This is a genomic window from Kitasatospora sp. NPDC092286, assembly GCF_044755565.1.
Lineage (GTDB): Bacteria > Actinomycetota > Actinomycetes > Streptomycetales > Streptomycetaceae > Kitasatospora.
This window is the reverse complement of the sequence record NZ_JBIVRD010000014.1, coordinates 122,238-136,521: the sequence shown is the minus strand read 5'-3', so window position 1 is coordinate 136,521 and position 14,284 is coordinate 122,238. Positions and strand designations below refer to the sequence as shown.

14 protein-coding genes are annotated in these 14,284 nt (G+C 73.0%); 8 read left to right on the top strand and 6 right to left on the bottom strand.

Translation table 11 applies throughout. The features are described 5' to 3' along the window. Positions 1-275: 275 nt before the first annotated feature. The 3 genes from ACIQIB_RS16990 to ACIQIB_RS16980 all read left to right on the top strand — a co-directional run bounded on the left by ACIQIB_RS16990 (position 276) and on the right by ACIQIB_RS16980 (position 3,487). Positions 276-1,931 carry an ABC-F family ATP-binding cassette domain-containing protein gene (locus ACIQIB_RS16990; RefSeq protein WP_400758684.1) on the top strand — a complete coding sequence of 552 codons (1,656 nt, stop codon included), beginning with the start codon at positions 276-278 and terminating at the stop codon, positions 1,929-1,931. 142 nt (positions 1,932-2,073) lie between these two features. Further along, positions 2,074-2,751: a nitroreductase family protein gene (locus tag ACIQIB_RS16985; protein ID WP_363612403.1), complete on the top strand. Its 678-nt coding sequence runs from the start codon at positions 2,074-2,076 to the stop codon at positions 2,749-2,751. Between the two features lie 85 nt (positions 2,752-2,836). Further along, positions 2,837-3,487 carry a GNAT family N-acetyltransferase gene (locus tag ACIQIB_RS16980; RefSeq protein WP_400656444.1) on the top strand — a complete coding sequence of 217 codons (651 nt, stop codon included), beginning with the start codon at positions 2,837-2,839 and terminating at the stop codon, positions 3,485-3,487. 37 nt (positions 3,488-3,524) lie between these two features. On the opposite strand, the gene ACIQIB_RS16975 is transcribed toward ACIQIB_RS16980, so the two are convergent. After that, on the bottom strand, positions 3,525-4,478 hold the full coding sequence (locus tag ACIQIB_RS16975; protein ID WP_363612399.1) for an aldo/keto reductase: 954 nt from the start codon (positions 4,476-4,478) through the stop codon (positions 3,525-3,527). A gap of 426 nt (positions 4,479-4,904) precedes the next feature. Here ACIQIB_RS16975 and ACIQIB_RS16970 point away from each other — a divergent pair, with 426 nt between their 5' ends. Together ACIQIB_RS16970 and ACIQIB_RS16965 are read left to right on the top strand one after the other, a co-directional pair. Next, positions 4,905-6,428, top strand: coding sequence for a carbohydrate binding domain-containing protein (locus ACIQIB_RS16970; RefSeq protein ID WP_400758682.1), 1,524 nt, complete (start codon positions 4,905-4,907; stop codon positions 6,426-6,428). 133 nt (positions 6,429-6,561) lie between these two features. Next, positions 6,562-7,092, top strand: coding sequence for a hypothetical protein (locus ACIQIB_RS16965; RefSeq protein WP_400758680.1), 531 nt, complete (start codon positions 6,562-6,564; stop codon positions 7,090-7,092). A 98-nt stretch (positions 7,093-7,190) separates the two neighbouring features. Here the strand turns inward: ACIQIB_RS16965 and ACIQIB_RS16960 are convergent, their stop codons facing one another. The 4 genes from ACIQIB_RS16960 to ACIQIB_RS16945 all read right to left on the bottom strand — a co-directional run bounded on the left by ACIQIB_RS16960 (position 7,191) and on the right by ACIQIB_RS16945 (position 11,921). After that, a complete protein-coding gene (locus ACIQIB_RS16960) occupies positions 7,191-8,426 on the bottom strand; it encodes a HEAT repeat domain-containing protein (RefSeq protein ID WP_400758678.1) in 1,236 nt (411 codons plus the stop codon). A gap of 67 nt (positions 8,427-8,493) precedes the next feature. After that, entirely contained in the window at positions 8,494-9,594 is a 1,101-nt protein-coding gene (locus ACIQIB_RS16955; protein ID WP_400758676.1) for a WD40 repeat domain-containing protein, read from the bottom strand. A 112-nt stretch (positions 9,595-9,706) separates the two neighbouring features. Beyond that, the gene (locus ACIQIB_RS16950; protein WP_363612389.1) at positions 9,707-11,005 is read right to left on the bottom strand and encodes a hypothetical protein; all 1,299 of its coding nucleotides are present in this window, start codon (positions 11,003-11,005) and stop codon (positions 9,707-9,709) included. 172 nt (positions 11,006-11,177) lie between these two features. After that, a complete protein-coding gene (locus ACIQIB_RS16945) occupies positions 11,178-11,921 on the bottom strand; it encodes a hypothetical protein (protein WP_400758674.1) in 744 nt (247 codons plus the stop codon). Between the two features lie 358 nt (positions 11,922-12,279). Between ACIQIB_RS16945 and ACIQIB_RS16940 the strand changes: the two genes are divergently transcribed. The 3 genes from ACIQIB_RS16940 to ACIQIB_RS16930 all read left to right on the top strand — a co-directional run bounded on the left by ACIQIB_RS16940 (position 12,280) and on the right by ACIQIB_RS16930 (position 13,594). Further along, positions 12,280-13,143 (top strand): helix-turn-helix domain-containing protein, encoded by an 864-nt coding sequence (locus ACIQIB_RS16940; RefSeq protein ID WP_400758672.1) that lies wholly within the window; start codon positions 12,280-12,282, stop codon positions 13,141-13,143. Beyond that, positions 13,140-13,328, top strand: a complete 189-nt coding sequence (locus tag ACIQIB_RS16935; protein ID WP_363612383.1) for a DUF397 domain-containing protein — start codon at positions 13,140-13,142, stop codon at positions 13,326-13,328. The genes ACIQIB_RS16940 and ACIQIB_RS16935 overlap by 4 nt, the downstream gene beginning before the upstream one ends. Positions 13,329-13,411: 83 nt before the next feature. Next, positions 13,412-13,594, top strand: a complete 183-nt coding sequence (locus ACIQIB_RS16930; RefSeq protein ID WP_363612381.1) for a DUF397 domain-containing protein — start codon at positions 13,412-13,414, stop codon at positions 13,592-13,594. A gap of 84 nt (positions 13,595-13,678) precedes the next feature. On the opposite strand, the gene ACIQIB_RS16925 is transcribed toward ACIQIB_RS16930, so the two are convergent. Beyond that, positions 13,679-14,233, bottom strand: a complete 555-nt coding sequence (locus ACIQIB_RS16925) for a VanZ family protein (RefSeq protein WP_363612379.1) — start codon at positions 14,231-14,233, stop codon at positions 13,679-13,681. Between the last annotated feature and the right edge of the window lie 51 nt (positions 14,234-14,284).

Genomic DNA, 14,284 nt, shown 5'->3' with positions numbered 1-14,284 from the left:
AGGGCTGCGGCACGGCGGGGGCGGTGTCTCGGGACCTCAGTAGAGCAACGGCCTTCTCCTGTTCTGGCGGGTGGCGGAGCTCACGCTACGGAGGCCCGGACGGCCCCGCAACCGGTTTTCCGGCCCTGCCCCCATGGCCCGGCCCGTCCCCCCGAACACCCGGCCCGGACACCCGGCCCGATGGCACCCCGGGCCCGCGGCATCCCGCCGCGGGCCCGGGGGCGCTCCGGCGGCTTTCCGCCCCCGGCCCCGCTGCTCCTAGAATCGGGAGCATCATGAGCGCCACACTCGTAGTCAAGGACCTCAGCGCCGGCCACGGCGACCGCACCCTCTTCTCCGGCCTGGACCTGGTCGTCGCCCCCGGCGACGTGATCGGCCTGGTCGGGGTGAACGGCGCCGGGAAGTCGACCCTGCTGCGGCTGCTCGCCGGGCTGGACACCCCCGAGGGCGGCACGCTGCGGCTCAGCCCGGCCGGCGCCAGCATCGGCCACCTGCCGCAGGAGCCGGAGCGCCGCGAGGGCGAGTCCGTCCGGGACTTCCTGGCCCGCCGCACCGGCGTCGCGGCCGCGCAGGCGGCGCTGGACGAGGCCACCGAGGGCCTGGTCGAGAGCCGCCCGGGCGCCGACGACGCGTACGCGACGAGCCTGGACCGCTGGCTGGACCTCGGCGGCGCCGACCTGGAGGAGCGGGCCGAGGAGGTCGCCGAGTCGCTCGGGCTGAAGGTCTCGCTGGACCTGCCGATGACCGCGCTCTCCGGCGGCCAGGCCGCCCGGGCCGGTCTGGCCTCGCTGCTGCTCTCCCGCTACGACGTCTTCCTCCTCGACGAGCCCACCAACGACCTCGACCTGGACGGCCTGGAGCGGCTGGAGGCCTTCGTCAAGGGCCTGCGCGCGGGCACCGTGCTGATCAGCCACGACCGCGAGTTCCTGGCCCGCACGGTGACCAAGGTGCTGGAGCTGGACCTCGCCCAGCAGCAGGTCAACGTGTACGGCGGCGGCTACGAGGCGTACCTGGAGGAGCGCGCGGTGGCCCGTCGGCACGCCCGCGAGGAGTTCGAGGAGTACGCCGACACCAAGGCCGGCCTGGAGGCCCGGGCGCGGATGCAGCGCGGCTGGATGGAGCACGGCGTGCGCAACGCCCGCCGCAAGGCGAGCGACAACGACAAGATCGGGCGCGCGGTGCGCGCCGAGTCCACCGAGAAGCAAGCGTCCAAGGCCCGGCAGACCCAGCGGATGATCGAGCGGCTGGACGTGGTCGAGGAGCCGCGCAAGGAGTGGGAGCTGCGGATGGAGATCGCCACCGCGCCGCGCTCCGGCTCGGTGATCGCCACCCTGCGCGGGGCCACCACCCGCCGCGGCGACTTCGCCTTCGGCCCGGTGGACGTCCAGATCGACTGGGCCGACCGGGTCGCCATCACCGGCGCCAACGGCGCGGGCAAGTCCACGCTGCTGGCCGCCCTGCTCGGCCGGCTCGAACTCGACGGCGGCAGCGCCGTCCTGGGCTCCGGCGTGGTCGTCGGCGAGGTGGACCAGGCGCGCGGTCACATCTTCAAGAACGAGCACAGCCTCGGCGGGGCGCCGCTGGCGGAGGCGTTCGCGGCCGCCGTACCGGAGTTGACGCCGGAGGAGGTGCGCACCCTGCTGGCCAAGTTCGGCCTCAAGGCGGCGCACGTGCTGCGCCCGGCCGGCACCCTCTCCCCCGGCGAGCGCACCCGCGCCGCGCTGGCGCTGCTGCAGGCGCGCGGGGTGAACCTGCTGGTGCTGGACGAGCCCACCAACCACCTGGACCTGCCCGCCATCGAGCAACTGGAGTCCGCGCTGGCCTCGTACACCGGCACGCTGCTGCTGGTCACGCACGACCGGCGGATGCTGGACACCGTCGCGGTGAACCGGCGGATCGAGGTCAGCGGCGGTCGCGTCCGGGAGAGCTGAACCCCTGCGGACGGTCGGGGGGCGAGTGGGGCGGACGGTCGGGGCGGGCGGTCGGGGCGGGCGGACGCATCCGTGGTCCAGACCTGACCCCTTCCCCGACCGTCCGTCATGTGCTCTGCTGTCGACCATGGTTGAGAGCCCCATGGTTGACAGCACGGCGGCGGCCGGCGCCTCGTACCCGAGCGTCCCGCTCCGCCCGATGACGGTGCCCGCCCACGAGGCCGAGGCGCGCAGCAAGTCCTTCCACGACGTGATGGACCAGCGCAGGACCGTCCGCGACTACTCCACCCGCCCGATCCCGGACGGCGTCGTCGAGTGGGCGGTCCGCACCGCGAACACCGCGCCCAGCGGCGCCCACGTCCAGCCCTGGCGCTTCGTGGTGATCACCGACCCGGAGCGCAAACGGCGGCTGCGCGCGGCCGCCGAGGCCGAGGAGCGCGAGTTCTACGCGCACCGGGCCTCCGAGGAGTGGCTGGCCGCGCTGGCGCCGATCGGCACCGACTGGGAGAAGCCGTTCCTGGAGGACGCGCCCGCCGTGATCGTCGTCTTCGAGGTGCACAAGGGCCCGCACTCGCCGCGCCCGTACTACACCAAGGAGTCGGTCGGCATCGCGGTCGGACTGCTGCTCGCGAGCCTGCACCAGGCCGGGCTGGCCACGCTCACCCACACCCCGAGCCCGATGAAGTTCCTGAACGAGGTGTGCGAGCGGCCGGCCGAGGAGCGGGCCGCGTACGTGATCCCGGTCGGGTACCCGGCGGACGGGGCGCGCGTGCCCGACCTGCGGCGCAAGGATCTCGACGAGGTGCTGGTGCGCCTCTGACGCGCCCGTCGCGCGCTCCGACGCTCCCGGCGCCCGCCCCGAAACTCGGTGGTCCCCGGTTTGGGCCGCCGACATAATCGCTGTCATGAGTCACGTCATGCCACGGTCCTGCAAGGAAGCGCCCGAGCCGGGGCCGCGCGCCACCGTGCGGGGCGAGACCCCGCGTGCCGGGGCGCCGGGCGAGGTCACCGCCGGCCGGCCGCCGGAGCTGCTGCGGCTGGCCGGCGGTGTCTCCCTGCACCGCCGCTGTGCCTGGCACGCCACCGCGCTCAACGCCGCCGTCCGCGCCAACCTCGACCATCTGCGGCCCTGGATGGAGTGGGCGGCCGAGGCGCCCACCCGCGCGCAGACCGGCCGGCTGACCGCGGCCGGAGCCGCCGCCTGGGACGCCGGCACCGACTTCATCTACCTCGCCGGGCTGGACGCCAGGCCCGGCAGCGTCATCGGCGCGTTCGGCCTGCACGGCCGGATCGGGCCGGGCGCGCTGGAGATCGGCTACTGGGTGAGCGCCGAGCACGTGGGCCGCGGCATCGCCACCGCCGCCGCCCGGGCGCTCACCGAGACCGCCCTCGCCCTGCCCGGCATCGAGCGGGTGGAGATCCGCTGCGACCAGGCGAACGGCCCCAGCGCCGCCGTCCCGCGCAAGCTCGGCTACCGCCTGGACCGGGTGGCCGACACCGCGGTCAGGGCACCCGGCGAGACCGGGCGGCAGCTGGTCTGGGTCAAGGAGCGCTGAGCGCCCGGCGGCGGGCGGCGGTGCCGTTCGGAGCCGCTCAGTACCGCCCGCCGGTCGGCGCGGGCAGGGCGTCCAGCTCGGCCAGGTCGGCCGCGCCGAGCACCACCTCGGCCGCCGCCGCGTTGTCCGCCAGGTAGCGGGGCGTCTTGGTGCCCGGGATCGGGAAGACGTACCGGCCCTGCGCCAGCACCCAGGCCAGCGCCACCTGCGCGGGCGTCGCCCCGACCCGCGCGGCGACCTCCTTCACCTTCCCGACGAGCGCCAGGTTGGCCGCCAGCGCCTCCTGCTGGAAGCGCGGCAGCGTCCGGCGGAAGTCGTCGGCGGGCAGTTCGTCCACCGAGGAGATCCGCCCGGTCAGGAAGCCCCGGCCGAGCGGCGAGAACGGCAGGAAGGCGATGCCCTGCTCCTCGGTGTACGGCAGCACCTCGGCCAGCGCGTCGCGCGTCCACAGCGACAGCTCCGACTGCACGGACGCCACCGGGTGCACCGCCTGCGCCCGCCTGATCTGCTCGACGCTCACCTCGGAGAGCCCGATCCGGCGCGCCTTGCCCGCCGCGACCGTCTCGGCGAGCGCGCCCCAGGTCTCCTCGATCGGCACCTGCGGATCCACCCGGTGCAGCTGGTACAGATCCACGTGGTCGGTGCCGAGCCGGCGCAGGCTCTCGTCGATCGCCCGCCGCACGTGCTCCGGCCGCCCGTCGTTCGCCACCCGCGTGTCGGTGCCCGGGACGAGGCCCACCTTGGTGGCGAGCACCGCGCGCTCCCGGTAGGGGCCGGCCAGGGCGGTGCCGACCACCTCCTCGTTGTTGTACGGGCCGTAGATGTCGGCGGTGTCGATCAGGGTGACACCGAGGTCCAGCGCCTCCCTGATCACCCGGACCGAGACCTCGTCGTCGCGGTCGCGCAGGTCGTAGGCCCAGGTCATCCCCATGCAGCCGAGGCCGACCACCCCGACCTCGGGGCCCTCGGTTCCGAGCGTGGCGGTACGCATCGCGGTTCTCCTTCGTGTCGGGATTCGTCGGGATCCGTCGGGATCCGGTGTCACCGGGACCAACGGGAACCAGCCTTCACCTTCGAGCGCACTCAAGGTCAAGTGCGGCACACCCGAACGGTGCGGCGCCCGGGCCGGCGCCCGCCTCGACCACACCCGCGGCCGCCCGGTGAGCCGACGGTGTGGAACCCGAGCGGCCGCCAGGATGAGAGCACTCTTAAACCATGCACAAGCCGGGCTGTGGCGCGCCTTGATGTCCCGGAAATGCTTGACGTGCACAGCTGGTCTAGTCCAGTTTGATGCTCAGTACCGCGCACCTCCCCCGCATCCGGACACCCCGCCCCCAGCCCGCCGCCGCCCGCCCGCGCACCCCGGTCCTTTTCTGCGCCCGTGGTCGGCGGGGCACCGTCCCCGAGAGGCACCCCCATGCCACGCGCGCCCCAGCACGCCCCCGTCCAGCACGCGCCCGCCCAGCACCGCCGCCCCGCCGGCCGCGCCAAGCTGCTCAGCCTCGCCGCCGCCGTCGCCCTGGCCGCGGGCGGACTCGCCGCCCTCGCCGGCAACGCCGGTGCGGCCGACGGCAACCTGCTCGCCAACGCCGGCTTCGAGAGCGGCTCGCTCGGCCCGTGGAGCTGTTCCGCCACCACCGGCAGCATCGTCAACACCGGTGCGCACAACGGCTCGTACGCACTCAAGGGCGCCGCGGGCAGCAGCGACACCGCGCAGTGCGGCCAGAGCGTCACCGTGCAGCCCAACACCACGTACACGCTCAGCGCCTGGGTGCAGGGCCAGTACGTCTACCTCGGCGCGACCGGCAGCGGGGTCACCGACCCGGCCGTCTGGACGCCCGGTGGGGCCGCCTGGCAGCAGCTGTCCACCACGTTCACCACCGGACCGGCCACCACCAGCGTCACGGTGTACCTGCACGGCTGGTACGGGCAGGGCTCCTACCTCGCCGACGACGTCTCGCTGACCGGCCCCGGCGGCGGCAACCCGTCCACCCCGCCGCCCACATCGGGCACCCCGACGACCACCGCCACGCCCACCGGCCCCGGCACCCCGCCCCCGAACGTGGCCGTCCCGGTGGCCCCGTACATCGACATGGGCGCCTGGCCGACCCCGTCGATGCCCGCGATGGCCAAGTCCGGCAACCTCAAGTCCTTCACGATGGGCTTCGTCACCGGCGTCGGCTGCAAGGCCAGCTGGTTCAACGCCTATGACCCGCGCACCGGTTGGGCCAAGGACCAGGTGGACGCGCTGCGCGCGGCCGGCGGCGACGTCAAGGTCTCCTTCGGCGGCGCCAGCGGCACCGAACTCGCCGCCGCCTGCACCACGGTGGACTCGCTGTTCGCCGAGTACGACGCCGTGGTGAAGGCCTACAACCTGCGCTACGTCGACTTCGACATCGAGGGCGCGGCGATCGCCGACACCGCCTCCAACACCCGCCGGTCCGCCGCGCTGGCCAGGTTGCAGCAGGCCAACCCCGGCCTCAAGGTCTCCTTCACCCTGCCGGTGCTGCCCGAGGGCCTCACCGCCGACGGCGTCGCCATCGTCAAGTCCGCCCGGGACGCGGGCGTGGACGTCAACCTGGTGAACGTCATGGCCATGGACTACTACCGCACCGGCGCCGACTACGGCGACGCGGCCGTCCAGGCCGCCCAGTCGCTCTACGGCCAGCTCAAGACCCTCTACCCGGCGAAGAGCGACGCCCAGCTCTGGGCGATGGTCGGCATCACCCCGATGATCGGGGAGAACGACGACCACCAGATCTACAACCAGGCGGACGCCCAGCAGCTGGTTTCCTTCGCCCAGCAGCACCACCTCGGCGCGCTCGCCTTCTGGGACGCCACCCGGGACGCCAACGCCTGCACCGGCGCGCTGTTCAAGTGCACCAACATCCCGCAGCAGCCCTACGAGTTCGCGAAGCTCTTCGCCCAGTACGGCGGCTGACCAGGTCTGACGCGGGCGCCGGCGGCTCGGGGAGCCGTCGGCACCCGCACGTCCGGGCCGCCGGCCATGGTTGGCATATGCCATTCGTAAACTCTTATTACCACAAGGAGGTTTGGAAACTAAAGTTGTCGCCATGAAGCCGACCGAAGCCACCTCCGCCGAGCTCGCCTCTCTCGACCGGGCCCTCCAGGACGCCCTCACCCCGCTCGCCGCGGCCCTGCGCGCCCGGGCGACCGGGCTCACCGAGGACCGCATGTGGAACGCGGACCCGATCGAGGTCACCCTGTCCGTCCTCGCCGCCTGGAAGGTGGTGGACACGGAGGTCGAACGGCTGACGGCGATCGCCGCGCGGACCGCCGGCTCCTACGGCGCGAACTACGAGCAGCTCGGGGCCGCCTGGGGCATCACCCGGCAGGGCGCCCGCAAGAAGTGGCCCGACGCCGTCGAGAGGCCGGCCGCGCAGTCGGACCGGGCCACCGTCGAACTGTTCGGCGGAAAGGCCGAGTTGTCCCGCGATCCGGCATCGGGCCACTGGCGGTGGACCGCCCGCGGCGCCGACGGGACGGACGGCGCGGCCGACAGCGGCACCTCCTGGGCCACCAAGGAGGAGGCCGCCGCCCACGCCGGCGCCTTCCTGAACGAGCACGCCACCGGCCGACGCTGATCCCCCGGGCCCCCGGGCCCCCGTGCTCCGGCGAGCCGCGGAGTGGGAAGTCGGCCGGTCCGACGTCCCACTCCCGGGATGCGCCCCCGCCGCCCCGGCTACTCCGCCGCCATCCCCGCATAGCGCCGCAGCGCCGGGCGGTCCTGCGGCAGCCCCCAGGCAGCCAGGATCTCCAGGAAGTTCACCCACCGCCACGTCTCGCTGTCGAGCGAGGCCAGGACGCGGAGCAGGCGCTGCTGCCGCTCCCCCAATTCCGCGAACGCCGGGATCACCGCCGGACGTTGCGGGCCGAAGGCCAGGCGCAGGGCGGCCGCGGTGATCGCGAAGGCGGCGGGGCCCGAGGTGGCGGCCAGGCCGGTCGTCACGGCGTCCAGGGCCTCGGCCGGGTAGTGGCCGGCCAGCAGGGTGAGGCTGGCCGCGGCGTAGCCGCGCAGGTCGCCGTCGTGGAACGGGATGTCCGGCGCGCCCGGCTCCGGCGGGTCGGTCTCGGCGGCGGCGAGTTCGGCGAGCACGCCGGCTTCGGCAGAGCCCAGGCGGGCCAGGGCGGTTGCCGCCGCCCACCGCACCGCCCGGTCCTCGGTGGCGAGGAACGGCCGCAGGCGCTCGACGAGTTCGGCATCGCCCAGCAGCCCCGCCGCGACCAGGGCCGTCGCCAGGACGGCCGGGACCGGCTCCCGGTCGAGCAGCCGGAGCAAGCGCGGCAGCGTGGGCGCGGCCTCTTCGGGGAACCAGGCCAGCAGGTACGCCGTCGCCGCCCGGACCGCCGGATCGCCGTCGTCCAGCAGTGCGCGGAGGCCCGGCACCTCCGCCCGGACCGCGTCGTAGACGCCCAACTCGGTCTCCAGGTACCGAAGCTGATCGTCGAAGTCGAACGCCTCGCGCCGGCTCTCGCGGACCCGGCGCTCACCCTCCCCGGCCGCCTCCGCAACCCACGCGTCGTACTCGGCGCGGATCCGCGCGGGCCCCTTCGCCCTGAACTCCGCCGTCTCCCGCCGCCACCCCGCCACGTCGACGCCGCCCGGCAGGTGCGCCTCGTCGTACCCGATGGCCAGCGACGCGAGCAGCCCCAGTACCTCGGGCCGCCCGGGCAGCGACGCGTCGGCGGCCATCCGCGCCAGGAACGGCACCGCCACGGCCGACGCCTGGTAGCGGCTGCCCTGGTGGAAGATGTTGCCGTACAGGTCGATCAGCGCCTTCTCCCGCCCGCCCTCGTCGGCCCCGCAGAGGGCCCGCAGCTGTTCCGGTACGTCGTCCGCAGCGCCGTAGGCGTGCCCCAGGGCCGCCCAGTCGATGGTGTCCAGCCCGGCCAGCGGGTCGTTCGTGTCAGTCGTCACGAGCGGCAATGTGCCACACGGCACCGACACCCGGGCAGCCGAGGTGCGGTGGCCCGGTCATCGCCCCTCAGCGCAGGTGGGCCAGCACGGTGAGGTCCCAGTCGAAGCCGACCAGCAGCCGGCCGTCCGGTGCCAGGGCCAGCGCTCCCACGGACATCGGGACGTCCAGGGCCTCGCCGATCTGCTCGCGGGTGGCCAGGTCCCAGGTCCGTACCTCGTACCAGCCGCCGGTGACGGCGACCTGGCGGCCGTCGAGGGTCGCGGTCACCACGGTGGTGGCGAGGCCGGTGAGGGGCGTGCCGAGCTGACGGCACGTGGTCAGGTCCCAGACCCGGACGGCTTCAGGACCGGCGGTGGCTGCGACCGGGCGGCCGTCGATCCGGGTGGTCGCCACCGAGGTCACCCGGCCGGTGTGACCGGTGAGGGGCTCGCCGAGGGGCCGGCGCGTGGTCAGGTCCCAGAGCCGAACCGTGCCGTCCTCGCCGCCGGTGACGGCCACCCGGCGGCCGTCCAGCGCCGTCGTCGCCACGGACAGCACCTCGCCGGTGTGGCCGGCGAGCGACTGCCCGACCTGTCGGCGGGTGGCGAGGTCCCGCACGCGCGCCGTTCCGTCCTCGCCGCAGATCACGACCACCGGGCGGCCGTCGAGCCGGGCGGTCGCCAGGGCCGGTACCCGGCCGGCGGGGCTGATCAGCGGTTCGCCGATCTGCGCGCCGGTCACCAGGTCCCAGAGCCGAACCGTGCCGTCCTCGCCGCCGGTGACGGCGACCGGCCGGCCGGCCAGCACCGTCGTCGCCACCGCCGACACCCTGCCGGTGTGGCCGACGAGAGGTCCGCCCAGCGGATGCCCCGTGTCCAGATCCCACACGCGGACCGCCTCCTCCTGCCAGCCGCAGGTGACGGCGAACCGGCGGCCGTACGCCGTGGCCGCCGCCACCGCCGTCACCTCACCGGTGTGCGCGGCGAAGGCCAGCCGGAGGCGGCGCTCGACCGGGGAGGCGGTGGCGTCGGCCCGGCCGGGCGCCGCCCCCGCCGGGGCCGACGGACCCCACGCACCCCGTCCGCCCTGGGCCTGGGCTCCGCGCACCCGCGCTCTCATCTCCTCCAACCACCCGTCACCGGCGCCCCCGCCGGTCCGGTCGGCGTCGTGCGGCACAGTGTCAGGCATGGGCTCACCCTAGAACTTCTCCGTTGGACGTCGTCGCACGGGCCCGGTGCCACGGTGCGGAGACCCGTCCGGCGCGGTGGTGGACGGCCGGCCTCGGGGTGGGTCGGGCCGGTCAGCCCTGGGGCTTGTTCCGCCGGTTCTTCAGCATCAGGGCGCGCGAGAACTGGTCGTCGGCCGTCGTCGTCCCCTGGGGGAAGTTGGCGCTCATCAGCTTCTGGTAGGCGTCGGGCCGGAACTCGGCCATGAGGAGCCAGCCGCTGCGGACGTAGGTGGTGGGCCCGCTGTTCCCTGCGCCGTCGGCGCCGTCGATGCGCCCCGCGTAGTGGCCGGGCTCCTTGCTCATCACGTCCACGAAGGTGTTCGCGAGCGGGGCGAGCATGGCCGGGGTGATGCCGTACCGGCCGGACAGGTAGGCCCGGTAGAGGCCCGCGCAGTCCAGGCTGCCGTGGTTGTTGTCCTCCTTGCCGTTGGTCGAAGGGGCGTATCCCCAGTCGTAGGCGGTCTTGCCGGCGCCGTCGGTGTACTTGCGCGCCTGCGAGAAGAACCAGTCGATGCTGGCCTGCACCAGGTCGTCGTACCGGTTGACCCGCTTCGGGTCGTCGCCCAGGAGCTGGTGCGCGATCGCGAGGTTCTGGAAGGCGTAGTCGAACATCATCTGCTGGTTCCACGGCACCGGCTGGCCGCCCTTGTAGGGCGAGTCCGCCGCGAAGTACTGGCGGTTCCCCTTGGAGACGTCCAGCAGCCGGGCCAGGATGTGCCGGTCGACGGCGGTGTCGGCCTCCGCGACGAACCGCTTGGCCCGGTCGAGGTAGGTGGCGCCGTACCCGTGGGGGTCGCCGCTGGTCACGGGCTTCTGCCAGATGCCGGGCGTCCGCAAGATGAGCCGGGCGCAGTTGGCGAGGTGCCCCACCGGGTCGCCCTGCTCGCCACCGGTGCCGATGGGCTTGGCCGTGACGTCGTTGGGCCACGCGGGATCGACCTTGCCGGTCCAGAGCACGTGCTGTCCGACCGGGCGGGCCGCCAGGTCGTTGCGCTCGGAGAGGACGGTGTCGCAGAAGCCGATCATCCGGTCGAGGATCGCCCGGTCCGCGGAGACCTCGTACACCAGGCCCATCGCCTTGGTGGACTCACCGCTGTGCCCCTGGGCCCACTGGTTGCCGATGTTGTCAGCGGCCGGCGTGAGCGTCTGAATGTAGGACTTGTACGACTTGATCTCGTCTGCGGTGACCGGGCCGTCCAGGCTGCTGAACTTCAGGACCGGGCGGGCGTTTCGCGCCGACGCCGCCACGGCCGACGTCGCCCCGGTGCCCTCGTGCCCGGATGCCACGCCTCCGATCGCGATCACGCCGGCGCTCAGGCAGACCAGTGTCGTGCTTCCGAGCAGGATCTTCGTGGGTTTCCTCGGCGCCATTGCGGACCTCCTGGGGAGCGGTCAGGGCACTGACCGTGGTGAGCCGTTGTCCGGAGCACGCCGTGCGCGCGGGTGTCCGAACCGGCCGGCCCGGAGGGCCGACACCTGGGTTGACGGCCCTCGCACCGGCCCGGGTTCACCCGGTCAGCTTGTGGTCCGGCGTCCCGTTGACTCAGTGTTCGGCCGCGTTGCGGAACTTCACCGCGAGGTCGGCAGCGTCGTGAATATCCGTGATGCCCAGCAGGACGAGGGCTCCGGACGTCGAGGCGTCGTCCCAGGCGCAGATGGTGTTCGCACCCTTGCCGCCGCACTGCATCTGCCCGCCGAGGGGGCCCGGGTCGACGGCCTGCGGGCGGTCGATCCTGGCCCCGGCGAAGAAGTTCTGGAGAGCCCAGGAGGACGAATGCGTGGCCTTCTCGTGGGCGAGTCCGGGGCTCCACTCGTTCGTGGCGGCGGTCAGCACGACCTGCGGGTGGGTGTCGTCCGGCGAGCTCGCGTAGAACCAGCTGCGATGCGACGCGTCATTCGCCATCCGTGCCTCCAGCTGTGCGGCGTTCTCCCCGACGAGCAGGTGGTAGTCCCCGACGGAGGCCGGCGCGACGACCGTGCGGTCGGTGGGGCCGGAGGACGCGGCGGAGTCACGGAAGTCGTTCCCGGAGGCCTTCACACCTATCGCGGTCGTCCCGACGGCGGCGAGTGCGCCCATCACGGTCAGGACGATGTTCGTACGCCTCCGGCGCAGCCCGGCGATCCGGGTGGCGTCCTCGGGGGTCCGGGGCGGCTGCTGGTCGACCACGCCGCGCCATTCGCCGGTCGCCTTCCAGAGGAAGAGCAGTCCGAGCGCACCCACGATGGCGTATCCGGCGTACTGCCCGTACTGGTAGGCATGTGACTCGACGTCGATCGACAGAAGCATGGGCCGGATCGTACCGGCGCGGCCCCGCTCGCGATCTCGCCGGGCTGCCCACGGGAAGGCACCGCAGCGATCTCCGGACTCCGCCCGTGATCCGCCCGGAGGAGGCGGCGGGGCACGCGGCCTGAGCGGATTGGGAAGTCGGAGGGCCCGACTTCCCAATCCGCGCTGAGGGGGTGGCGTGGAGTCGCGATGTCGAGGGGAATTCCGGACTTCATGAGACATAGCGCGGCGGGTGGGGCGTACCCTGACCATGCATCCGGCGAGTACTGAGAGTGCTTGTGCGGATGCGTACGGTTTCCTGCCGGTGGGTGCGGGATTAACCGATCACACACACGGTGAGCAGGACGGGGTGGTTGCTGTGGCGGACGACGAGCGCGTGGTGTTCGAGGACGACGAGCTGTCCGACGAGGTGTCGGAGTTCTTCAGCGCGGTGGGCAAGCAGCTGAAGCTGTTCCGGGAGCAGGCCGGACTGACGCAGCGGGAGTTCGCGCGCCGCGCCGGGTACAGCGAGAACATGATCGGATCGGTCGAACGGGGACGGCGGACCCCGAGAGTCGAGCTGCTGGAGGCCGCCGACGAACTCCTCGGAGCTCGTGGGGCGTTGAAAATCGTGGCGGAAGACGTCATGAAGGCGAAGGCGAAGATGCGCCTCACGAACCCCGCGTTCTCGAAGGCCTTCACGAAGGAGGAGTCGCAGGCGGTCGAGATCCACGGGTACAGCACACTACTTGTCCCAGGCCTCCTCCAGACCGAAGCTCATGCCCGGGCCCTGTATCAAATGCGTAGGCCGTGGCTGACCGAAGGGGAGGTGGAACAGTGGGTGGCCGCCCGCATGGAGAGGCAGGAGATCCTGAATCGCTCTCCGCTCCCGGTGTTGAGCTGGGTGCTCGATGAGAGCGTGCTGCAGAGGCCCCTGGGTGGCTGGGATGTGCACCTCGAACAGCTGAGGCGGCTGGTCGCGATCGGGCGGATGTGGGGCGTGGAACTCCAGGTGATGCCCTTGGACAGGACGGAACAAGCCGGAATGGGCGGTCCGTTCACGCTGCTCACTCCGTCCGGACGACCGCAGATCGCGTACGTGGAAGTGCAGCACGTCAACAGGTTGATCACGGACTCGGAAGAAGTCCGTAGGATGGCCGCACGGTACAGCAGCATCAGGGCCCAGGCGCTCACTCTGCAGGAGTCCCTGACCCTGATCGAGAAGATGCTGGGAGAACGATGAGCACCGAGCTCGCATGGTTCAAGAGCAGCTACAGCAGCAACGAGGGCGCCGAGTGCATCGAGGTTGCCGACGCGACCGAAGCCATCCTCGTCCGTGACTCCAAAAACAAGAGCGGACCGCAGCTGGCCTTCGAGCCGGCCTCGTGGAAGGCGTTCGTGGAGTTCGCGGCCGCTACCGAGATCTGAGCTCCCCAACGGCCCGTCGCTAGGCAGCGGCGGGCCGTTGGCGTACCGTCGAGTCGCCGATTCGTCCCTGAGTTGGGGGAGCTATGAGCACAGGACTCGTCTGGTTCAAGAGCAGCCACAGCGGCAACGAGGGCGCCGAGTGCGTTGAGATCGCCTCCTGCATCGACACCGTTCACGTACGCGACTCCAAGGACAAGAGCGGTCCGCGGCTCGACTTCACGCCGACCGCCTGGCAGGCGTTCGTCGAGTTCGCCCGTTCCCTCTGACTACCCGCCACACACCCGGGCTGTCCGTCCCACGGCGGACAGCCCGGTTCTGTACGGCCGCCGCCCCTCCCCCGTACGGGTCCGTCAGGCGCTCCTCCCCGCCCGCAGCGAGCGCGCCGCCGCCCGGACCACCTGGCCCGCGAGCAGGCCGGGGGCCGCGCCCAGCGCGAGGCCGAGCAGGCTGTCCCAGACGTCCTGGGCGTCGCAGGCCCGGCCGAGTCCGGGCAGCGCGTACTGGACGGCCTCCACCGCGAACGGCAGGGCCGCCGCACCGAGCAGGGCGGCCGCCGCCCGGGGCCTGGTCCCGGCCAGCGCCGCCGCGAGGCCGACCGGAACGAACATCGCGATGTTCAGCTCCGCCTGCCGCGAGGTCAGCCACTCATCGGGCGGCCGCAGCCCGGCCCCGGCGAACGCGCAGTGCCGGACGGCGTCCCGGGAGAGCTCCCAGAACGCCCCCTGGCTGTCGGGCAGCAGCGTCAGCGTCACCACCCCGCCACCTGCCAGCAGCAGCACGAACGCCACCGCCCAGTGCGCCCGCAGCAGCCGCCCCACCGGCCGGTTCAGCAGCGCCGCCGGTACCAGCGAGCAGAGCAGCCCGGGCCAGAACAGCGGCACCCCGCTCAGGAGACCTGTGATCACGCCTGAACGGACGCCCCGGACGCCCGCCCGGTTCTGGCCGCGCCGGTTTCC